At 45.2% G+C, this 21,605-nt stretch carries 16 protein-coding genes; all 16 read right to left on the bottom strand.

Features of this window, described 5'->3' with window-relative positions:
- Positions 1-14: 14 nt before the first annotated feature.
- A complete protein-coding gene (gene gndA, locus LQK91_RS02235) occupies positions 15-1,424 on the bottom strand; it encodes an NADP-dependent phosphogluconate dehydrogenase (RefSeq protein ID WP_039659816.1) in 1,410 nt (469 codons plus the stop codon).
- Between the two features lie 196 nt (positions 1,425-1,620).
- Positions 1,621-2,436: a glycosyltransferase family 2 protein gene (locus LQK91_RS02230; RefSeq protein ID WP_039659814.1), complete on the bottom strand. Its 816-nt coding sequence runs from the start codon at positions 2,434-2,436 to the stop codon at positions 1,621-1,623.
- A 13-nt stretch (positions 2,437-2,449) separates the two neighbouring features.
- On the bottom strand, positions 2,450-3,382 hold the full coding sequence (locus LQK91_RS02225) for a glycosyltransferase family 2 protein (protein ID WP_039659812.1): 933 nt from the start codon (positions 3,380-3,382) through the stop codon (positions 2,450-2,452).
- Entirely contained in the window at positions 3,376-5,211 is a 1,836-nt protein-coding gene (locus tag LQK91_RS02220) for an HAD family hydrolase (RefSeq protein ID WP_052250639.1), read from the bottom strand. Before LQK91_RS02220 ends, LQK91_RS02225 begins: the two co-directional genes overlap by 7 nt.
- The gene (locus tag LQK91_RS02215) at positions 5,208-9,134 is read right to left on the bottom strand and encodes a glycosyltransferase (RefSeq protein WP_052250638.1); all 3,927 of its coding nucleotides are present in this window, start codon (positions 9,132-9,134) and stop codon (positions 5,208-5,210) included. The genes LQK91_RS02220 and LQK91_RS02215 overlap by 4 nt, the downstream gene beginning before the upstream one ends.
- Positions 9,127-10,518 carry an ABC transporter ATP-binding protein gene (locus LQK91_RS02210; RefSeq protein WP_004571300.1) on the bottom strand — a complete coding sequence of 464 codons (1,392 nt, stop codon included), beginning with the start codon at positions 10,516-10,518 and terminating at the stop codon, positions 9,127-9,129. The genes LQK91_RS02215 and LQK91_RS02210 overlap by 8 nt, the downstream gene beginning before the upstream one ends.
- The gene (locus tag LQK91_RS02205; protein WP_039659810.1) at positions 10,508-11,344 is read right to left on the bottom strand and encodes an ABC transporter permease; all 837 of its coding nucleotides are present in this window, start codon (positions 11,342-11,344) and stop codon (positions 10,508-10,510) included. The genes LQK91_RS02210 and LQK91_RS02205 overlap by 11 nt, the downstream gene beginning before the upstream one ends.
- A 285-nt stretch (positions 11,345-11,629) precedes the next feature.
- A complete protein-coding gene (gene rfbC, locus LQK91_RS02200; RefSeq protein WP_039659809.1) occupies positions 11,630-12,163 on the bottom strand; it encodes a dTDP-4-dehydrorhamnose 3,5-epimerase in 534 nt (177 codons plus the stop codon).
- Positions 12,163-13,044, bottom strand: a complete 882-nt coding sequence (gene rfbA / locus LQK91_RS02195) for a glucose-1-phosphate thymidylyltransferase RfbA (RefSeq protein WP_039659808.1) — start codon at positions 13,042-13,044, stop codon at positions 12,163-12,165. The genes rfbC and rfbA overlap by 1 nt, the downstream gene beginning before the upstream one ends.
- A gap of 44 nt (positions 13,045-13,088) precedes the next feature.
- Positions 13,089-13,976, bottom strand: coding sequence for a dTDP-4-dehydrorhamnose reductase (gene rfbD / locus LQK91_RS02190; RefSeq protein ID WP_039659807.1), 888 nt, complete (start codon positions 13,974-13,976; stop codon positions 13,089-13,091).
- The gene (gene rfbB / locus LQK91_RS02185) at positions 13,976-15,055 is read right to left on the bottom strand and encodes a dTDP-glucose 4,6-dehydratase (protein ID WP_004571295.1); all 1,080 of its coding nucleotides are present in this window, start codon (positions 15,053-15,055) and stop codon (positions 13,976-13,978) included. The genes rfbD and rfbB overlap by 1 nt, the downstream gene beginning before the upstream one ends.
- A gap of 435 nt (positions 15,056-15,490) precedes the next feature.
- The gene (galE, locus tag LQK91_RS02180) at positions 15,491-16,504 is read right to left on the bottom strand and encodes a UDP-glucose 4-epimerase GalE (RefSeq protein ID WP_039659805.1); all 1,014 of its coding nucleotides are present in this window, start codon (positions 16,502-16,504) and stop codon (positions 15,491-15,493) included.
- Positions 16,505-16,546: 42 nt separating this feature from the next.
- Complete coding sequence (gene galF / locus LQK91_RS02175) at positions 16,547-17,449, bottom strand: UTP--glucose-1-phosphate uridylyltransferase GalF (protein WP_004571293.1); 903 nt, start codon at positions 17,447-17,449, stop codon at positions 16,547-16,549.
- A 278-nt stretch (positions 17,450-17,727) separates the two neighbouring features.
- Positions 17,728-19,068: a lipopolysaccharide biosynthesis protein gene (locus LQK91_RS02170; RefSeq protein ID WP_004571292.1), complete on the bottom strand. Its 1,341-nt coding sequence runs from the start codon at positions 19,066-19,068 to the stop codon at positions 17,728-17,730.
- The gene (locus LQK91_RS02165) at positions 19,065-20,288 is read right to left on the bottom strand and encodes a glycosyltransferase (protein WP_004571291.1); all 1,224 of its coding nucleotides are present in this window, start codon (positions 20,286-20,288) and stop codon (positions 19,065-19,067) included. The genes LQK91_RS02170 and LQK91_RS02165 overlap by 4 nt, the downstream gene beginning before the upstream one ends.
- Before the next feature lie 4 nt (positions 20,289-20,292).
- The gene (gene wcaK / locus LQK91_RS02160) at positions 20,293-21,555 is read right to left on the bottom strand and encodes a colanic acid biosynthesis pyruvyl transferase WcaK (protein ID WP_008926077.1); all 1,263 of its coding nucleotides are present in this window, start codon (positions 21,553-21,555) and stop codon (positions 20,293-20,295) included.
- Positions 21,556-21,605 lie beyond the last annotated feature (50 nt).

The following is a 21,605-nucleotide window of genomic DNA, read 5'->3' as shown; positions in this document are numbered from 1 at the left end:
GCCCTTTTTAGTGATTAATCTAACCACTCGGTGTGGAACACACCATCTTTGTCAATGCGCTTATAGGTATGCGCACCAAAGTAGTCACGCTGCGCCTGAATCAGGTTGGCAGGCAGCACTTCTGAACGGTAGCTGTCGTAGTAAGCAATCGCCGCAGAGAAGGTTGGCGTCGGGATGCCGTTCTGAATCGCGTAAGAAACCACATCACGCAGCGCCTGCTGATACTGATCCGCGATATCTTTGAAGTATGGCGCCAGCAACAGGTTAGCGATGCCTGCATCTGCTTCATAAGCATCAGTGATTTTCTGCAGGAACTGAGCACGGATGATGCAACCCGCGCGGAAGATCTTAGCGATTTCACCGTAATGCAGATCCCAGTTGTTCTCTTCTGACGCAGCACGCAGCTGTGAGAAGCCCTGCGCATAAGAGACAATTTTACCCAGGTACAATGCACGACGAACTTTCTCGATGAACTCTGCTTTGTCGCCGGTGAAAGCTTTAGCCTGTGGACCGCTCAGTACTTTAGAGGCCGCAACGCGCTGCGTTTTCAGTGACGAGAGGTAACGGGCAAAAACAGACTCGGTGATCAGTGACAGAGGCTCGCCAAGATCCAGTGAGCTCTGGCTGGTCCATTTACCGGTACCTTTGTTTGCTGCTTCATCCAGAATCACATCAACCAGATATTTACCTTCTTCGTCTTTCTTGGTGAAGATATCTTTGGTGATGTCGATCAGGTAGCTGCTCAGCTCGCCGTTATTCCACTCGGTGAAGGTTTCAGCCAGCTCTTCGTTGTTCAGGCCCAGAGCGCCTTTCAGCAGAGCATAAGCTTCAGCGATCAGCTGCATGTCGCCATACTCGATGCCGTTGTGAACCATCTTCACATAGTGACCCGCGCCGTCCGGACCGATGTAAGCCACACAGGCTTCGCCATCTTCCGCACGTGCCGCGATCTTATCCAGAATCGGCGCAACCAGCTCGTACGCTTCTTTCTGACCGCCAGGCATGATTGATGGGCCTTTCAGTGCGCCCTCTTCACCGCCGGAAACGCCGGTACCGATGAAGTTGAAGCCCTGATCAGAAAGCTCTTTGTTGCGACGGATGGTGTCTTTATAGAAGGTGTTACCGCCATCGATCAGGATGTCACCTTTATCCAAGTGTGGAGTCAGTGAGGCGATAGTCTTATCAGTCGCTTCACCTGCCTGAACCATCAGCAGGATACGACGAGGTTTTTCCAGCGATTCGACAAACTCTTCAACGGTGTAAAAAGGAGCAAGCTTCTTGCCCTGGTTCTCAGCGATGACTTCATCAGTCTTTTCGCGTGAACGGTTGAAGATAGAAACAGTGTAACCGCGGCTCTCAATGTTAAGAGCCAGGTTGCGGCCCATCACTGCCATACCTACAACGCCGATCTGTTGCTTGGACATTATTTACTCCTGATCTATATATACAGAGCCGTTCAGCTCTATCCCAATAGCGAATGACAAACTCAGTCAATATAAACGTAACATCTATTATACATCATTTCATAAACAATGTTATCAGTAACATGACTGCGTTTAGATCAATAGAATTAGTTATAAGAAGAGTTACACTAATACGTAAATTCTGAAAAGTCTTTAATCACGAATTCTTACAGTTCAACTGGGAAAGGCACAAAGCGTTTAATCTGTCTCTCTCCGGATCAATAAGCCAGCCCCATTTATTAAAATAGCGAACCGCTGAGACGATGTGAAAAATAAGAAACTTAAAATCCTGATATGAACGTCTTTGCGATTCATGAACAACCATTGAATCAGGACAGTACTGGACATTCAGGCCTAAACCTGAAACCCGTCTGGATAAATCTACATCTTCAAGATAAAGAAAGAAGCGTTCATCAAAGCCACCGGTCTGGATGAGAGCCTGCTGACTAATCAGCATAAAACACCCTGAAAAAGATGGGGCATAAAATGGGCGTTGATAATCAGCATCGTGAAGTTCATATTCACGATTTGAATCGATAACATGTGGTGAGAAAAAACGCCGCATAAATAACTGATAGGGCGTAGGCAGAAGTTTACAACTATATTGAAGACTTCCGTCAGGATAAATGACTTTAGGTATAGTTAATGCAAGATGATTTTTTGTAGCAAAATTAAAAAGAGCATCAACCTCGCCAGAATTAAATGTGATATCGGGATTGCAAATAAGAAAATATTCCGATTCGGCTCGGTATTTTTCAAAAGCTTTATTATGGCCCGCACCAAAACCCTTATTATCCTGAAGCAACAAAACGGAAACCTTAGAATGTTTGTAATCGTTTAGCCAGTCGCAATGCCCACCGTTATCAACGATACAGACTTTATCAATACTTTCTTCAGATAACAATGAATCCAATGTGCGTGAAATATCCTTATAAGCATGACGATAGAGTACAAGCGATGCGATTATTTTCACGAGATTACCAAATTTAAAACTTGTTAAATAGAACGTATGAAAAGTTCGTTATCTGACCCACTCGGTTCTGATGATAAACTTTCGAGGCTTTGTATAATTTCAAGCGACTGAAAATATTACTGTTTCGTATCTGCCGAAAAGCATTATACCTGGCACGATTTTCGAACGTCATGTGGAGGTAAATAAAGTCTAAAATTTGGAAATGAAGATCATTCCAGCGCCTGTTACGACCACGATAGGCATCAAAGAGATTGCCAAATCGTGTACTCAATTTCATTCCATTTCCGATTAAATTAGCTGTATGTTGCCTGTATAGTACCGTGGGCAATGGGTCATAGAAAACAGAACCACCACATGCAGTAACTATCAGATATAGAGTCCAATCATGTGCAATCATCGGAAATGAGAGCGTTTTATGAAAAAGTTGACGTGCGGCATGATTGAAAACCATAGTATTGCCGCTTGCGATATTTTGTATTAGTGCATTAGAAAACCCAGGTTTTTTATGGTTGAGAGATGAGTAACCAATAACATTATCATCCTTATCAATTAACTGAGTTCGTGAACAATATATTACCGGCGTCTCTTTAGAAAATGAACTAAGGTAACTCACTGCAAGTGACAGTTTATCAGGAAGCCATATATCATCCTGGTCAGCAAACGCATAATAATCCGAAATAATGTTTTCGTTGCCGATCATAGATTTAAAATTTTCGCAAAAACCTTGTTCTGGCCCTTGCAATAAAGTGCAATCATTCTGATTTTTTGAAAAAGAACTTTCTATAATTGAACGCGTATCATCACTGGAGCCATCGTCTGAAACCCATAAAGACCAGTTTTTCCATTTCTGGTGTTTAATTGAATTAAGTTGCTTTTCTATGTATGGGGCACCATTGTAGGTGCCCATCAGAATAGCAACATGTCCCTTTAGCGGCTTATTCAGCATTGAGAGGTGTTCTGAAAATAATCCTGAAACTTGATAACTTTGTTACGTGTACTGCCCCATGAATCAAAGTTTTCTATCTGCATAAATAATTTATTTTTGCGCCAGTCATCATTAGTCGTCAACGAAATTAAGGGCTGAGCAAGCTGCATAGGGGTCAGTTTGACCTGCAATCTCCCTATCATATGCAGGAAATCCTCACTAAACCTATCGACACCTTCAGTTAGTTGCGCATTGATTAAATTATGGTCCTTAGACTTTATACGTCCGGGATCCGTTACAGGAAGTACTGTATTTTTAATAGGCTTATAACCTATAACCGTATTATGTGGTGCAGAGAAAAACAACTCAATTGCTACCCGGTTTTCATAAATCTTATCCACTAAAGCTGGACTGGTAGAGTCATTGTTAATGAAAGCTTTCATGATCTGATGCGGCGAACGTCGTTTTCTTTCATACGTATTGGCAATGCAGAAATAGTAGCCAATAACATTTATGTTCATAAATTTTTTTACAGTATGAATGAATGCTTCTTGCGTGGTTCCACTCCAGCCAACATCAACCATAGCTACCGTATCCCCCTCATTAATACCTAAAGAATGAAGATACATAAATAGTCCACGTCGATTACGCTGGCATACTTTGAGAATCTCTGCACGTAATGCAATAAGGAACTTATGCACTAAGTCATAGTTATCTGGCGCTATGATCATGTCAGGAGCAATACCTACAGACAACATTACTTCATCTGCTGGAGGCTCTACACCAATACGCTCCAGTAATTCACCAGGTGATAAACCATCAGATCCTGACATCAGAAAACTGAGATTCTCATTAAAATTAGCTTCATCCATTAAAGCCAGGTTAAAGGCAATACGGGATCCCATAAAATAGGAAAACTCTGGCAACTTACCCTGAAAATGATGCGATGCTATCCTTTCGAGTGAATAACCATCACGCGAAACAAATAATAATTTGTCAATGCTATCGGCAATGCTTTGCTTACGAATCCACTCCAGAAATCCCCATGTTGCAGGCGCCTGATACTTGTAGCCTAATTTCTGAAAAGAGTCTGCATTAATATTTTCAGACTGCAAGGTCCGGAGCATTCCGTTAATCAAGGAGGAAGCCAGGGACTGTTTCTTTCCTTTATTCGCCAGATGAATTGGCTCGTAGTGCCACGCACGGATATTTTTTTCACGTGGCTTAATATAATCAGCTAACTCATTGTCACCGATATGTAAAACCTCATGAGGTTCAACTTCGCATTCAGCAATTAAAAAGTCGAATATTTCTCCGGTATCGCGCTTGGTTGCATTACGATCGGCCGAAATGAACAGAGGGACTTCAGCCATATTGTATTTACTCAATGCTTCCCGAAAGAAACCTTCATCAAGATACATGTCAGAAGTAATAACCACTGTTTTACCAGCAGCAATCAGTTCATTGAAGAAATCCTTAAAAAATGGATTAGGTTCAACAAGTGCTAATTCAAGCTGATATTCAGCTTCCATGATGCTTTCACTATCTGCCCGGCTATCATGGAAATTGTTATAAATATTTCTTAATGTTATTTCTTTCCGGCCTTCTTTGACCATCTGCACAAAAGCATCCTTTTGTGCTTTACGGCGTAATTGTCTGAAGTCAGGAATTAGAAACTTATTTGCCAGAAGATCAAAGGCGTCTTCCGGATCATCCAGAGGTCGAACAAAGAGGGTATCGAAAAAATCAAAGGAGATAACTCTGGCGTCTTTAGCTAAATGACGAAGTGAAATCAGATCCATCTCTTCTTTCGTATAAGCAGGATTAACAGTGTTATCGTAAATAATCATTTCATAATCTCGAAATTATGTCCATTGAAAGCAAAATTCACATTATAGAATGGGTCATGCTGATAGTATTGAGGATGCTTGCTATTAAGGCGACCTAATTCATTTTGTAGACGCTTAACTTTTACCTCATCCATGTGGTCAAGTCCTCGAGACACTGATTCATGATGAATCAATGTTACAGCCTGACACATAACATTGTAATAGCCTTTTTCAACAAGACGCATACAAATATCGACATCATTATAAGCAATCGGGAAAGACTCATCAAAACCGTTGATTGATTCATATTTTTGACGATCTATCATCAAACATGCACCGGTGACAGCAAGCCAGTTATACTCAATCTGATTGCGTAAAAAGTACCCAGGATTGTTTTTATCGTGGCCAATGTAAGCATGAACTGGCCCGGTCTGCAAATTAAGAACGCCTGTATGCTGGATAGTATGTCCATCAGCATAAACAAGTTTAGCACCAACTGCACCAACATGTTTCTGCTGAGCATAACCGCCTAATCGTTGAAGCCAATCTTCCTGCAGCACTTCAGTGTCATCATTGAGGAAAAGTAACAGACTCCCCTTCGCATGCCCAACCCCAACATTATTAAGTTCTGAAAAGTTGAATGGTTTGTCGTGCCTGATGACTGAGATATTGTCATTAAGAGCGACTTTATCAAGATAATCAAGCGTTTCTCTCTTTTGAGAGCCGTTATCGACAATCACAATTTCATAATGTTTCCATGCAGTCTTATCTGTGATTGAGCTGATACAGCGAGAAAGTACATCATGGTTATCACGTGTCGGAATAATAATTGATACCAGGGTTTCAGCGCGAAGATTATAGTTAACGCGGAAATACCCGTGATAGCCAGGTAACTCTTCAACGATTCCATCAATACCACGACGTTTAAGGGCATCTTCACGTACAGCCTTTGAGGCAGCCAGGACATAGGGCTTAGCAGTAATATCAGAAGCAACAGAAGCTGGGATAATACGCCAGTGATAAAGAACTTTAGGAATATGGGAAATTTTCTGAGTCAGTTCACAGAGTCTTAAAATGAAATCCCAATCCTGACAACCATTGAATTCCGTACGTAATCCACCTAATTTCTGGGCAACGCTCAATCGAACACACGCAGCATGACAGGTGTACATTGTTCCCATCATCGTGTCCGGAGACCAGTCTGGTTTAAAGTGGGGTTGAGAATAGTTGCCTTCAGGTGTGAACTTGTCCTCATCACTATAAATAAAGTCCGGGTCTTCTTCATTTATACATTTAGCAAATTCAAATAAACAATCTTCAGTTAACTCGTCATCATGATCCAGGAAGACTATATAATCACCACTTGCATTATCAATAGCAATATTGGTTGCTCCTGCGATCCCCTGATTTTTATCCATATGGATTACTTTAATCCGGGGATCTTTGAAGGCGTTCAGTGCTGGTACGATCTCCTTATCCGGACTGCAATCATTAGCGAGAACCAGTTCCCAATTAGAATACCACTGATTCTCAACCGATTTAACCATCAATTCTAACAAATCTAATGGCGTGTTATAGATAGGAACAATAATCGAAAAAAGAGGCTGTACTTCAAGTTCATTGAGCTTGTCTTCGAAGAAATTTGGTTTTTTAGCCGGGATATAGACATACTCATCAGGGCGTTCAGCAAATGAATAAGTGCCATCATTGCGGCGAGAAAGAAAGGTCGGATGAACATCTTTGTTGTTGTTAATAATTCCCTGCTCATATTGAGCCTGGTTAAAGGCTGGATGATGCCTGAACCAACTCGGCCGGACCTTCATAGCTAATTTAAGAGCTTTATCTTTGTATCGTTCAGGCAACTGAAGATAAAGATTCCGTAAAAAATCGCGTAAGCTTCGTTTCAGATTGCTGTCAGGTGCATTAACTCTCACTAATAAACTTCCTGTTTTTACTTTTACTTTCTGACCAAGATAAAACATTTTGAAAATTGTTCTTTTTGCCGGCGCCCTAAATCTTTCAGGTAGACGACGGCCTGCAACACGAAATGGAGCAGAGATTTTCCAGCTTGCAGAGTTTAAAATTTTCTCGATGTCATGCCGGTACTGATCCAGAAGATGGCCTTGTTGAGCATATATTGCATGTAGTTGATTTAGCTCATGCTGAAGTCTGACACTATTCTCATGTTCACCCTGAAGAGATTTTTCAAGATCTTCAATACGGCTTAGATAGTGACGCTGACGATTTTCTGCATGCCCTTTTAGTGAATTGTAGTCATTAGAGTCAAGCCAGTATTCAGCTCGCATACTTAAAGAAAATTCTTTAAGCATACTATAAATTTCTTCAGCATTTTTATGCTGAACTTGTGCCAGGAAATTAGCTTCCTGTCTTAAATAATTTCTTGAGTCCGCAGCAGAACAAGAGAAACCAATGACATTTAATGTGGCAACAGTCAAATCGGCTATGTTGTTACTATTACAAAACTTACTGTTACCTGCAGAAGTTACTCGCAATAAGGAGTGATATATACCGCGATAAGCAACGTACCCCAAAGTTATACTTTCTGATGCGTGCCATTCCTGATCGAAGAAAACAAACTCGCCAGTATCCTTTTTAATCACGTTAAATGGTAACGCATCCAGATAAGAATCAGGCAATAAAATATCTTTGTCGATATCCAGTGAAACGCAAGCTTTCAGCTGAAGCTGATCAAGCCAGCCTTTCGCCCATGCGGCTAATTCTTCTACCAACCAATCAGGGCGGTTAACAATCCTTAAAAGATCTGACCATAATGATTGTCCGTAGATAAACCTTTCCAGTTCTTCACATAACACTTCACCATCCTGGCTTGAACCGGAAGAAACAGACAAACCTTCATTTGTTTTAATAAATTCAACGTTCTTTTTATTCTCGGTATTTCTATCATCAGAATAATAGATAGCAGCAACATTCTTATGAACAGACTCTTGTTTATTCATACTTGATACCATCAAAAAGGAACTTGATAGATCAGCCGCAATTTCATTATTCCAGATATTTTTAATGCCCTGTTCAAGAGAAAACAAATATTGAGGTACAACCTGTTTTTCTTTATGGGCGCTTTCAACAGCTAATTGACTTAACTCTTTAGAGTAATTTTGCCATCCCAGTGGAGTAACTACAGCACAGGGTAATTTATAGTCAGGTAAAGGAAGATACTCCAGCGTATCAGTGAAACCAGCTTCATTAAGCTCACTTATTAATTCTTTTCTTCCGAAGGTAACTACGCTTTGTTTGTCATAACTGTTGTTAATACCAAACATCGGTATGTTGACATGGTCTTCACGCGCGCCTGCAAAATATTTGATGCCAATTTTATTTTCAATGGCTACAAAGATTTTACCATCATCTTTCAAACGCTCTTTACAGGCTTTTAAAAGATGCTGCTCTCCTTTCTCGCCAATAAAAACACGGGCATATTCAAGAACACCAATGAGTAAAACTGCGTCAAACTTGCCCAAGTCTGGTAGTGTATCTGAGGGTGCGCAAATAACAGTGACATTATCCAGATCCCGGCAACGAGAACGTGCAATATTTGCACGACGATAACTCCCCTCTACAGAGACAACTTCTGCTGCATTTTCTCCAAGATACCGACTAATGGCCCCGCATCCACAGCCAATTTCCAAAATGCGTTTATCTTTCATCCAACTCTGGAATGGACGTAATAAATTAGCCCGGACAGAGCTAAGATGATAGGTTGAGGGCCAGTCAACAATAAACTTTCCTAACTCTTTAGAATCAACAGTCACATCCGAGGCATTACGTATAGTGTCAAAAATGTAATTTTCAGAATCGTCTCCATCACTGTAAGCGAAGTCTCTCATGGTAGCAGGAGACCAGAGCGCAGTTTCTTCATTTTTACGAAAGCCAGCCTTTAACAAAATATTTTCTAAATTAGCCATTTTCAAGTTTTATTCTCGCGTTTAAATCGGCCAAACCCGTAAAAGTACCAACTGGGCCTACAGGTAAATGAATTGAATCATAGCGACGGTCATGAGGAATTATTTCACCCTGGGCATTACTACTTGCAATACCTACAGAGATAAAATAGTCACCTTCAAAAAGAAGATTAGGCACTTCAACTGATAAAAAAAAGGTCTCACCAGGCTTTGCTTCTTCAACAATAGAAACTGATTGCCATTCACTATTGGTATTATAAATGGTAACTCCATCTTTAGTTTTAATAGCGAAACCAAAAATAGGCCTGAAAATTAGCTCATGGCTAATTATCTTAAATAGAAACTTTATTTTCTTTTTAGGTTCGAATATACCAGGAAAACCTTTACCATCCTGCTCAAAATAATAGTCATAAATTTCAGCAGCTTTATCACCCCATCTATATTCAGAAGGATTATAATGCGCGCGTTCGTGATAAGTGCTGTCTAACTTACGTTGCGTATCAGTTTTACTCTTAGCAGCTTCTTCTGCATCCGTTTCACGCCCCAGGCGCTCTCTCTCACCTTCAGCAGCGATAGAAATCTGCTTATCGACTTCATCACGTGTATTGTCTGAAGTGTTTTTCTTACCAAACAATATATCCAGGTAGCGGTTAATGACATCACGTGGTGCACCAGACAGCTGAGTAGTTCCACCATCCAGTAACAATGCTCGATCGCAATGAGTGACTATCTGTTCAGTTGCATGTGAAACAAAGAGAATTGAAGTGCCATTTTGTTTTAGCTTTTTTAATCGGGCAAAACATTTCGCCTGAAACTTTGCATCCCCCACAGCAAGCGCTTCATCAACGATTAGAATTTCCGGTTCGATCTGAGCCTGCACTGCAAATGCAAGGCGAACCAGCATTCCACTTGAGTAAGACCGTACAGGAGAATTTATAAAGTGCCCGATATCCGCGAACGAAAGAATATCATCCAGCCTTGACTCCGTTTCCTCTCGCGTTAAACCCATGAGCGATGCGTTGAGGTAAACATTTTCAAGTCCACTAAAATCGCTGTTGAAACCAGCACCCAGTTCCAACAGAGCCGCAACTCGTCCATTGACAGTTACACTGCCGGATGTTGGCGTTAATGTACCGGCAATAATCTGAAGTAAAGTAGATTTGCCCGAACCATTTCGTCCCACTATTCCCATTGTCTCACCTTTTGGTAAAACAAAAGAAACATCTCTCAAAGCCCAAAAATCTTCATGATAAGCCCGGCTTTCACGTCCTACTACCCGGTCAACTTTTGGAACAATAAACTGCTTTAGTCTTCGTACTGGATTGTCATAAACTTGAAAACATTTACTTACGCCATCTATTACAATCGCATTTTCTTTAAAGGACATCAGCAAAACCTTTTCGCGTTTTTTGGAACCAGACGTAACACAGCCACATTACCAATAATGAGATAACTGTATAGATTCCAACACCAGTAAAATCAGGTAACTTGCCCCAGATAAGAACCGCTCTGGCCTGCTCAATAATAAATGTTAACGGATTAAGCATTATCAACGGACGCAAGTTTTCAGGAAGAGAGGATATCGGATAGAACACAGGAGACAAGAACATCATCACAGTCATTATTATAGTTATTGTCTGCCCCACATCTCGCAGATAGACGCCCAACGATGATAGAAACCAGGTCAAGCCTAAAGTTAATAATGCCAATGGAAAAACAACAACCGGTATGAAGATTATTGTCCAGTGAATGTAACCATTAAATATGAAAAAAGCGGTTATCAAAACGATCATGCTAATAAAACTATGGAAGAGCACACTTAGAAAACTCACAACCGGCAATATCTCTAAAGGAAAAACCACTTTTTTGACATAGTTTACATTGCCAAGTATCAGAGAAGGAGCACGGCTAAGTGTTTCGGCAAAAAGACTATGGATAATCAAGCCGACAAATAGAATAACGGCAAAATCAGTCTTAGATTCGTTAAGCGCTCCAGCTGTTCCCCATCGAGCTTTAAAAACGACTGAAAATACGAAGGTGTAAACCATGAGCATAAAAATGGGGTTAATAAATGACCACAGGATACCCATTGTTGAACCGCGATAACGACCAACAATCTCTCGTTTAGTCATTTGAAAAATAAGATTTCGATTTGCCCATGTCTGACGAATCAGAGAAAAGAGCGAGGTAGATCTCGAACTATGCGGATTCATTAGTAATCTCTTAAAAGCTGGGGCTGGAGTATTTACTGCTGTGACGAAATATTTTTTAATCTTAAGCTAACACAGTCCCAAAGGTGATGATGATCGAACCAATGTTGATTGATTTTTGAAATCTATTTAGTTACACCCGTTGATATTCATAAAACCTGACGTAAACTTAATTTTTCCTGATTAATATTTATATATTGCTTAGTAAGATTTAATAAGTTACACGTTTCAAACAATTTAAGGATGGGCTTTTCTTTGGCTCACCCTTATTATCAATTTCTGATGTAATTATTTTAACTCAGAAAGCAGCAATCCGGATTTATCTTTTTCAGATAGAATAGGGTCTGAAACAGGCCAGTCAATCCCTAATTCTGGGTCATTCCATGAAAGACAACCTTCGCTTGACGGATCATAATAATTGGTACATTTATACTCAAAGTCTGCATAATCTGAAATGACCACAAAGCCATGAGCCAAGCCCGGCGGAACCCAGAATTGGGTTTTATTTTCTTCTGAGAGATAGACCCCTACCCATTGTTTAAACGTTGGTGATTCGGGTCTGATGTCGACTGCGACATCAAATACTTCGCCTCTTACAACACGAACCAACTTCCCTTGAGGATTATTGCGCTGGAAGTGTAAACCTCTTAATACATTTTTTGCTGAACGTGAGTGATTATCCTGTACGAATTCACCTTCGATATTGAGCGCGTGTTTATATTTTTCACTCTGGAATGTTTCCAGAAAGAAACCACGTTCGTCACCAAACACTTTAGGCTCAATGATTTTTACATCAGGAATTTTAGTATCAATAATATTCATTATAAACGTCCTTCAACCAGCGCCATCAGGTATTTGCCATATTCATTTTTAAGATATGGTTTAGCCAGTTCCTGTAATTGCTCTTTATTAATGAAATCCATTCTGAATGCGATTTCTTCCGGGCAGGCAACTTTTAGACCCTGACGTGATTCTATAGTCTGGATAAAATTGTTCGCTTCCATCAGACTTTGATGTGTGCCTGTATCTAACCAGGCGTGTCCGCGGCCCATAATTGATACAGAAAGCTTCCCCTGCTCCATGTAGATACGGTTGATATCCGTAATCTCCAGTTCACCGCGGGGTGATGGCGCAAGGTTTTTCGCCATCTCCACAACACTGTTGTCATAGAAATAGAGACCGGTCACTGCATAGTTGCTGCGAGGATGTTCAGGTTTTTCGACCAGAGAAATGGCTTTGCCATCTTTATCAAATTCAACAACGCCATAACGCTCAGGGTCAGTGACGTGATAGGCAAAGACAGTTGCCCCATCATCTTTCATCGATGCAGCTTCAAGTTGCTTGTAAAGATCGTGACCATAGAAAATATTGTCGCCAAGGATCAATGCGACGGAGTCGTCACCAATAAACTCTTCACCAATGATAAATGCCTGAGCAAGACCATCAGGGCTAGGCTGAACTTTATACTGAATCGAAATTCCCCACTGTGAGCCATCTCCCAGCAGACTTTCAAAGCGCGGCGTGTCCTGCGGGGTACTGATGATCAGAATGTCATTAATTCCTGCCAGCATCAGCGTACTGAGCGGATAGTAAATCATTGGTTTGTCGTAAACCGGCAGCAATTGCTTGCTGACTGCCATCGTTACCGGATAGAGGCGCGTTCCTGAGCCACCAGCGAGAATAATGCCTTTATTCTTTTTCACAATTTCACCTTAATTGGCCAGGCCGCTATTGCGGCCTGCTTCTATTAAATAAGAGTTTCAAGCAACATACGTTCAACGCCAACTGTCCAGTCGGGCAGGTTCAGACCAAAGGCCTGTTGAAACTTTTCTGTATTGAGTCTTGAGTTTGCCGGTCGTTTAGCCGGTGTAGGGAACGCACTCGTTGGCACAGCTTTAATTGCCTGTACCTGCAGTTCGATGCCTTGCGCTTTTGCAAACTCTATCACTTTAGTGGCATAGGCATGCCAGGTTGTCTCTCCCCCTGCAATCAGGTGATACAGACCAGTAACGGTCCTGTCATTCAGAGCTACTCTGATTGCATGAGCAGTGCAGTCAGCAATCAACTCAGCGCCGGTTGGTGCACCAAACTGGTCATTGATTACTGATAATGAATCGCGATCTTTTGCCAGTTTCAGCATCGTTTTGGCAAAGTTATTACCTTTAGCTGCGTAGACCCAGCTTGTACGGAAAATAAGATAGCGGCTCATGTGGCGGACAATGGCTTGCTCACCTTCCAGCTTACTCTGTCCATAAACATTCAGCGGAGCGGTTGCATCATCTTCGCGCCAGGGTCTATCACCTGAACCGTCAAAAACATAATCCGTTGAGTAGTGAACCAGCCACGCGCCGATTTCCTCGGCTGCCTGTGCCAATGCTTCAATAGACGTTGCATTGACCACGTGCGCTTTATCTTGCTCAGTTTCGGCTTTATCAACAGCAGTGTAAGCAGTGGCATTCACGATCACGTTCGGATTGAGCTTTCGAACTGTCTCGGCGATGCCAGCAGGATTTTCAAAATCACCACAGTAATCAGTTGATTGACGGTCAACAACCGTCAATTTCCCAAGCGGAGCCAGCGCCCGTTGTAACTCCCAACCCACCTGACCGTTTTTACCAAAAAGCAAAATATTCATTAGCTACGCTTCTCGTAATTTTCTTCGATCCAGTTCTGATAAGCACCACTCTTGACATGCTCAACCCACTGCGAATTGTTGAGATACCATTCAACGGTTTTTTTCAGGCCCGTTTCAAAGGTCTCTTCCGGTTTCCAGCCAAGATCTTTTTCGATCTTAGCGGCGTCGATCGCGTAGCGGCGATCGTGACCCGGACGATCCTGAACGTAGGTAATCTGATCGCTGTACGGGGTTGCCTTTGGTCGCAGCTCATCCAGCAGTTCGCAGACTTTCAGCACAACATCGATGTTTTTCTTTTCGTTATGACCACCGATGTTATAGGTAGTGCCGGTCTCTGCATTTTTCACCACGGTATAGAGCGCGCGCGCGTGGTCTTCAACATAGAGCCAGTCACGAATCTGGTCGCCTTTGCCATAGATAGGTAACGGTTTGCCTTCCAGCGCATTACTGATAATCAACGGGATCAGTTTTTCCGGGAAATGGTAAGGACCGTAGTTGTTTGAACAGTTTGTCACAATCACCGGCAACTTGTAGGTTCGGCCCCAGGCGCGTACCAGATGATCGCTGGCTGCCTTCGTTGACGAGTAAGGGCTGCTTGGCGCATAAGGGGTTTCTTCGGTAAACAGCGGTAGTTCACCGTCCATCTCGTCCGGATGAGGTAAGTCACCATAGACTTCATCCGTTGAAATATGGTGAAAACGGAAAGCTGATTTACGCTCTTCAGGCAGAGCGCTCCAGTACTGACGGCTTGCCTCTAGCAGTGCATAGGTGCCAACCACGTTGGTCTGTACGAATTCCGCCGGACCGGTGATTGAACGGTCTACATGGCTTTCTGCGGCAAGGTGCATGATGGCATCTGGCTGAAATTCATTTAACGCTTCAGTGATAGCCTGACCGTCGCAGATATCGATCTGCTTAAAGGTGTAGCGTGGATTACTGCTAATCTCTTTCAACGATTCAAGATTGCCTGCGTAAGTAAGTTTATCAACGTTTATGACTTCATCGTTCGTATTGTTGATAACATGACGCACAACCGCTGAACCGATAAAACCTGCACCACCAGTGATAAGAATCTTCATAACGTATTTATTCCTGACAAGCTATCTGAGGCATGGGCGCCTGAATAAGAAGCAGACAATCATAGGTGTTTTCAGAGCACGCTACCGCCCCTGGGTTACAGCTCCCACGATGCTGATTATCTTTGACCGAATAAGTATGCTGAAACATGAACTCGCCAGGTGTTCAGCATTCAATTGATTGATATCACTTTATTAATGAAATTAGTTAAGTGGGTTTATCATTCAACCATCGTAAATTCTATCACTCAGGTATAGCTATTACGAATAAAATGCGATTATGCCGAGGGTGTTAGTTCAACTTATGAGCGCTTTGCAGGCACAGATGATGGTTGCTGATGCGCCAGGACGATGCAATCAGAATATTGAGAAAGGTCTTATAAGATAATTCAAACCAAATATAAGAAAGGCGAACCTATGTTCGCCTTCTGTTTTCAGCTACTTAAACCCATCCGGGTTCTTACTCTGCCAGTTCCACGTATCGCGCATCATCTCATCGATGCCGCGCGTCACGCGCCAGTCGAGCGTACTGTTCGCCAGTGACGCATCGGCCCAGAATGCAGGCAAATCGCCATCACGGCGTGGCTTAATTTCAAACGGAATCGCTTTACCAGACGCCTTCTCAAACGCCTTGATCATCTCCAGTACAGAGAAGCCTTTGCCGCCGCCCAGGTTAAAGGCCGTGTAGCCCTCAACTTTATTGAGGTGGTCCAGTGCTTTCAGGTGCCCTTCCGCCAGGTCTACCACGTGGATATAGTCACGCAGGCAGGTACCGTCTGGCGTATCGTAATCACCGCCAAACACGCCCAGCTTCTCCAGACGCCCAATCGCAACCTGCGCAATGTATGGCAGCAGGTTGTTCGGGATACCCGTCGGGTCTTCACCAATTTCGCCAGACTCATGCGCGCCAACCGGGTTGAAGTAACGCAGGGCAATGGCCTTGAACTTCGGCTCTGCTTTAGCGAAGTCGCGCATCACGAACTCGGTCATCAGTTTAGAGGTGCCGTAAGGACTGGTGGTACCGCCAATCGGGGTGGTCTCAACGTATGGAACCGGTGCATCTGCGCCGTAAACGGTCGCTGATGAGCTGAAGATGAAGTTCCAGACGCCGGCGTTGCGCATCTCTTCCAGCAGTACCACGGTGCCTGCTACGTTGTTCTCGTAGTATTCCAGCGGCATGCGGGTTGATTCACCCACTGCTTTCAGGGCTGCGAAGTGGATGACGGCTGAAATGCTATTTGACGCGAATAAATCACGCAGGCAGGCACGGTCACGGATATCGCCTTCAACGAAGGTCGCTTTTTTACCCGCCAGTTTCTCAACGCGATTAATCGCTTCGCGTGAGGCATTGCAGAGGTTATCCAGAACCACAACATCATCACCGCGCTGCAACAGCGCCAGTACGGTATGGGAGCCGATATACCCTGCTCCGCCCGTTACTAAAATTGCCATGTGAGCTCCTTTCAATCTGCCGCGCAGAACGCGGCGAATTTATTACTTTTGTTTTGCGAGGATGGTCTGGATAGCTTCGCGGAACTCACGACCCTGCGTGTTACTGCGCAGTCCGTAAGAGACAAACGCCTGCATGTATCCAAGTTTACGACCGCAGTCGAAACTGTGACCGGTCAGCAGCGAAACATCAACGGTTTTGTTTTTGCTCAGGCTGGCAATCGCATCGGTCAGCTGAATACGACCCCATGCGCCTGGCTCAGTGCGCTCCAGTTCCGCCCAGATATCAGCAGAAAGAACATAGCGACCTACCGCTGCCAGGTCAGAGCTCAGTCCTGCAGTATCTTCTGGCTTCTCAACGAAATCGGTGATGGTGCTGATGTCACCTGGGTGTTCAATCGGCTCTGCAGTGGTGATCACTGAGTACTCAGTCAGATCGGACGCTGGCATATGCTGTGCCAGAACCTGGCTGTGGCCGGTCTCTTCGAAACGGGCAACCATTGCAGCCAGGTTATAACGCATGTGGTCCGCGGTAGAATCATCCAGCAGGACGTCTGGCAGCACCACCACGAACGGGTTATCACCGATCATTGGACGGGCACAGAGAATGGAGTGACCCAGGCCCAGTGGCTGTGCCTGACGCACGTTCATGATCGTTACGCCTGGCGGGCAGATAGACTGCACTTCGCTCAGTAGCTGACGCTTCACGCGTGCTTCGAGCAGTGCTTCCAGCTCGTAAGTGGTGTCGAAGTGGTTTTCTACTGCATTTTTAGATGCATGCGTGACCAGCACAATCTCTTTAATACCCGCGGCAACGCACTCGTCAATGATGTACTGGATCATCGGTTTGTCGACGACAGGCAGCATCTCTTTCGGAATGGCTTTAGTCGCAGGGAGCATATGCATACCGAGGCCCGCAACGGGGATTACTGCTTTAAGCTTGGTCATATTTATTCCGTTTAATAAAATGAAGATGTGGGTCGATTATGCAGGATCGGCCGGAAGTCCAAGTATAATCTTTATCTGAAAAGCGGACAGTAACTCTCTGTCATATCTTGGAAATTCGGCATTTTGCCCATTGCCAGATACGGCATAAACTGAATAAAGACAATCAGTAATCAAATATGACGACTGTGATCTGCAGCACTATCCGTTGGATGCCTGAGACCAGCCATAAATGAAAACGGGCGACCCTAAGGTCGCCCGTTGATATATCTGTGCAGTAATCAGAGCCAGCCTTCAAACCACTCTGGCATCACAAACAGATTAAAGTGATTTACCAGCAACATCACACCGACAAATACCACCGACACCGCCACCCACTGACGGGCATAAGGAATAAACCGAATGCCAATCACCGGCTTGATAAAGAACGGATGCGCCAGTGCGGAGATCAGGATCTGCGAGATAGAGAGCGTCAGCGCCACGTAGAGCACGTTAGGCCAGATAAAGGTGGTCGCCAGTACGGCCAGCACCACAATACTCGCCACGATGTTCCAGTAAAACTCTACGTTGGTCCGCCCGTTGGCCTGTGAAATCGCCCCGGTCAGGCCGCCCATCGGTCGCAGCATGCCAAACAGCAGCATTAGCGGGATCAGATGATAAACCTGCTCATGCGACGCACCATAAAGTACACGGACGATGACCGGCGAGAAGATACCAATCACCAGGTACATCGCGCTGCTGAACAACATGATCCCCAGCGTGCCCTTCAGGAACAGCTTTTTCAGCTGCTCGGCATCGTGCTGCTTTTCAGCAAAACGTGGCAGTGCCAGACGGTTGATCACCGGCGTGACCAGCTTCAGCGGTTGCAGTACCAGCTCTTTCGCCAGCGAGTAGACACCCAGCATCTCGGCACCCATCACTTTACCCACCACCAGCGCATCCGCCTGGGTACGCAGCTGATTAATAGTCTGCGAGCCGAGCTGATAGCTGCCGTAGCGAATGGCGCCGATAAAGGTCGCTTTGTCGAACTCCCACGTCGGACGCCATGACTTTTCGCCCAGCGCAATCATGCAAAGGATGCGGGTAAAGGCGTTGATAAACAGACCCAGAATCGCGGCTGCCACCGTGAGCGAGGTGAACTCCAGCATCGCCACGACACAGAGGAAGGCAAACAGCTTGGTGCCCATCTCAATCTTCGCCAGCGAGACCATCCGCTTGGTTTTGATGTAGTGCGCCTGATATTGGGACAGATGCCCCAGCACCAGGAAGTTCAGGCTGGTCAGCATGATCAGCCCGGTCAGCTCTGGCAGATGATAGAACCAGGAAACCGGGAAGGCGATCAGTAACATGATCAGACCGGTGCACAAGCTGAGTGAGACGTTCACCCAGTAGATAGTGCTCTGCTCACGACGAGTAATATTCTGGCGATGCACCAGATAACTGCTCATCCCCATATCCTGCAGCACACCCGCCACCGCCAGGATGGCGTTGATGATGGCTAACAGGCCCAGCTCGTGGGTTTCCAGTTTGCGGGCGAGAAAGCTCAGCTGTGCAACCTGCAACACTGCGGAAAAGCAGGTGCTGCCGAACAGCCAAATCGCCTGTGACTTAAATCCACTCACACCAGTCGCTCCAGAATCTGTGCCAGTTCGCCATAGGCGATATGCTGATTAAATTCAGTCTCAACTTTGTGACGTGCAGCTGCGACGACGGGCGCCACATCCACTTCGCCCTGAGAGAGCTTCAGCAGCGTTTCCGCCAGCGCCTCAGGATCGTCCTCTTCCACCAGCCAGCCAGACACGTTGTTCTCAATCAGTTCCGGAATACCACTGTGGAAGGTTGAGACCACCGGCAGGCCCACCGCCATCGCCTCCATCAGTGCAACCGGAATACCTTCCATGTCACCATCTGCGGCGGTTTTAGACGGCAGCAGGAAGATATCGGCTTCGCTCAGCGCACGACGAATCTCCTCCTGCGGTTTGAAGCCCGGCATGCTGACGCAATCCTCCATCCCCTCGCGGGCGATGAAATCACGCATCATCTCATCCTGATCGCCATTGCCGATGATGGTGTACTGAAACTGACCGCCACGCTGCTTCAGGATGGCGCTGGCTTTGACCGCCACATCCAGCCCTTTCTTCTCGGTCAGACGCGCCACCGAAACGATACGCAGCGGCGTCTGGAACGCCTGCCGCGGCTGGAAGTTAAACTTCTCTGGTTCAATGCCCATACGCGTCACGTGAATTTTTTCCGGCGGACAGCCCATCTCGATCAGCTTGTTCTCCCACAGATGGCTGATAGGCAGCATCAGCTCACTCTGGCGGAACAGATTGACGTAATCGAGTTTGTGCTCTTCCAGAATGTGACGACGGGAAATATCGGCGCCATGAAACACGGTCGCCTGTTTACCCTTGAGCACGCCCAGTTCACGCAGCTTGTTCGCCAGCGCACCGGCATAGCCGAAATGCACCAGGAACACATCTGCAGTGAAGGTCTGCTTTGCATTCGCCACAATCGACGGCAGCAGCAGTTTGCTGGACTGCGCGCCATAACGGCGCACATTCAGCGAACGCAGTAGCGACGGTTTGGTCACTTTTGGCAGCACCAGTTTGATACGCTGGTTCAGCTTATCGACAATTGAGATTTTCTCTTCCGGCAGCAGATAGTGCGTCTTCGCCGCCAGACCATACTCATCAAACGCGGCATGCCGGTTCACTAAATCGCCGGGAAAGACTGAAATGATCTCCACCTCGTAACCGGCATCAATAAAATGGGTTACCTGATTTAGTACGAATGTCTCAGAGGCAACCGGGAAACGCATGGTGAAAAAAGTCAGTTTCATCACATTACCCTAATACTTTGAGAATCTCTTCAGTGATCCGGTTGCCAATTTCCCTTTCATTCGCAACGGCCGTGTTGACCTTCAGCTTGATGTTGTCGTAATCGGCAAGGACCGTTTTTACCTTATCGATCAGCGAGCCATCCATCAGGCTTTTTACGTCGGTTGCCATCTGCGGCAGACCAAGCTGGTTCATCACACCCATCGACTTGTGCTCGTAGTTGATTGCCACAGCCGGGGTGCCAAAGTTCATGGAGATAATCGCCGAGTGCAGGCGGGTACCAATGGTCAGATGACAATGACTCAGCAGGATGCCCAGCTCCAGGTCATTAAACTCATCCATGATGACATGGTAATGTTCAGGCTGCGTCACGTGGTCACGCAGTGTCAGTGCGACCATGCGATCATCTTTGGCATAGCTGTCGATGCCGGTACAGGTTGAGAACGCCACAACCTGATAGCCTTCCGCAATCATGGCGTTGATGACCCGGCCAAATGCTGCTTCATACTCTTTCTGTGTGACACCCAGACGTTTATCAAACGGCGCCAGTTCACGCACGGTGATCGCGATGGTTTTACGACCATCGATAATGCCCTGCCAGTAGAGCAGGTTATGGCTTGGGTTTTCGACTTCACGCGCACGTACCAGGAAAGCGGTATCCACACCAGACGCCACTTTAGAGCTGGTCACACCATCGCGCTTCATCAGATCAAGGCTGACCGATTCGCGCAGCACCAGGCTGTCGACCCGATCAAAGACAAAATTCGCCAGCGCATTAACGCGCGGGTTCTGGAAAGGCCCCACCGAGTGACCAATCAGGTAGATCGGCTTTTTGGCCATCAGTGCACAGAGCGCATGGTCGAACTGGGTTACGCCATAGAGGTCAACGAAGAACGATCCGCCCACCTGAATAATCGCATCATATTTTTCCAGACTTTCCGTAAACGCTTTCAGGTGCGGTGGTACTGAGAAGGACTTAAAGATACCGCCCTTGCCCAGATGCGCCATCATGATATCGGGCATCAGGCGGTTCGCGACTTTACGTTTAAACGAACCGACCAGACCTTTACCAGACTTGCTGTTGTGCAGATACAGCGCATCCTGCTGTATATCCTGCTGGAGCAGATAACCGGAGCTGGTTGGATAACGGCTTATAACGTCAATCTCTAAATCACTCCGTGCAGACCGCATTGAATCAATCAGTCCACGAAGAATCGCGCCATCCCCGCGGTTCCCACACGTGTGGTTACCCACCAATAAAATTTTCATAAAAACTCCGAATGAATTTTTTTTAATTCTGAAAGCCGCCCAGATCCGCA

This window comes from Pantoea sp. MHSD4, from assembly GCF_021043305.1.
In the GTDB taxonomy this organism is placed as follows: Bacteria; Pseudomonadota; Gammaproteobacteria; order Enterobacterales; family Enterobacteriaceae; genus Pantoea; species Pantoea eucalypti.
Note: the sequence above shows the minus strand (reverse complement) of the source record. Positions and strands in the feature narration are given on the sequence as shown.

Bases quoted from the DNA above. Each gene is read 5' to 3' on its own strand.
- gndA (WP_039659816.1), bottom strand. From the start codon at position 1,424: ATGTCCAAGCAACAGATCGGCGTTGTAGGTATGGCAGTGATGGGCCGC.
- LQK91_RS02225 (WP_039659812.1), bottom strand. From the start codon at position 3,382: ATGCTGAATAAGCCGCTAAAGGGACATGTTGCTATTCTGATGGGCACC.
- LQK91_RS02220 (WP_052250639.1), bottom strand. From the start codon at position 5,211: ATGATTATTTACGATAACACTGTTAATCCTGCTTATACGAAAGAAGAG.
- LQK91_RS02215 (WP_052250638.1), bottom strand. From the start codon at position 9,134: ATGGCTAATTTAGAAAATATTTTGTTAAAGGCTGGCTTTCGTAAAAAT.
- LQK91_RS02210 (WP_004571300.1), bottom strand. From the start codon at position 10,518: ATGTCCTTTAAAGAAAATGCGATTGTAATAGATGGCGTAAGTAAATGT.
- LQK91_RS02205 (WP_039659810.1), bottom strand. From the start codon at position 11,344: ATGAATCCGCATAGTTCGAGATCTACCTCGCTCTTTTCTCTGATTCGT.
- rfbC (WP_039659809.1), bottom strand. From the start codon at position 12,163: ATGAATATTATTGATACTAAAATTCCTGATGTAAAAATCATTGAGCCT.
- rfbD (WP_039659807.1), bottom strand. From the start codon at position 13,976: ATGAATATTTTGCTTTTTGGTAAAAACGGTCAGGTGGGTTGGGAGTTA.
- rfbB (WP_004571295.1), bottom strand. From the start codon at position 15,055: ATGAAGATTCTTATCACTGGTGGTGCAGGTTTTATCGGTTCAGCGGTT.
- galE (WP_039659805.1), bottom strand. From the start codon at position 16,504: ATGGCAATTTTAGTAACGGGCGGAGCAGGGTATATCGGCTCCCATACC.
- galF (WP_004571293.1), bottom strand. From the start codon at position 17,449: ATGACCAAGCTTAAAGCAGTAATCCCCGTTGCGGGCCTCGGTATGCAT.
- LQK91_RS02165 (WP_004571291.1), bottom strand. From the start codon at position 20,288: ATGAAACTGACTTTTTTCACCATGCGTTTCCCGGTTGCCTCTGAGACA.
- wcaK (WP_008926077.1), bottom strand. From the start codon at position 21,555: ATGAAAATTTTATTGGTGGGTAACCACACGTGTGGGAACCGCGGGGAT.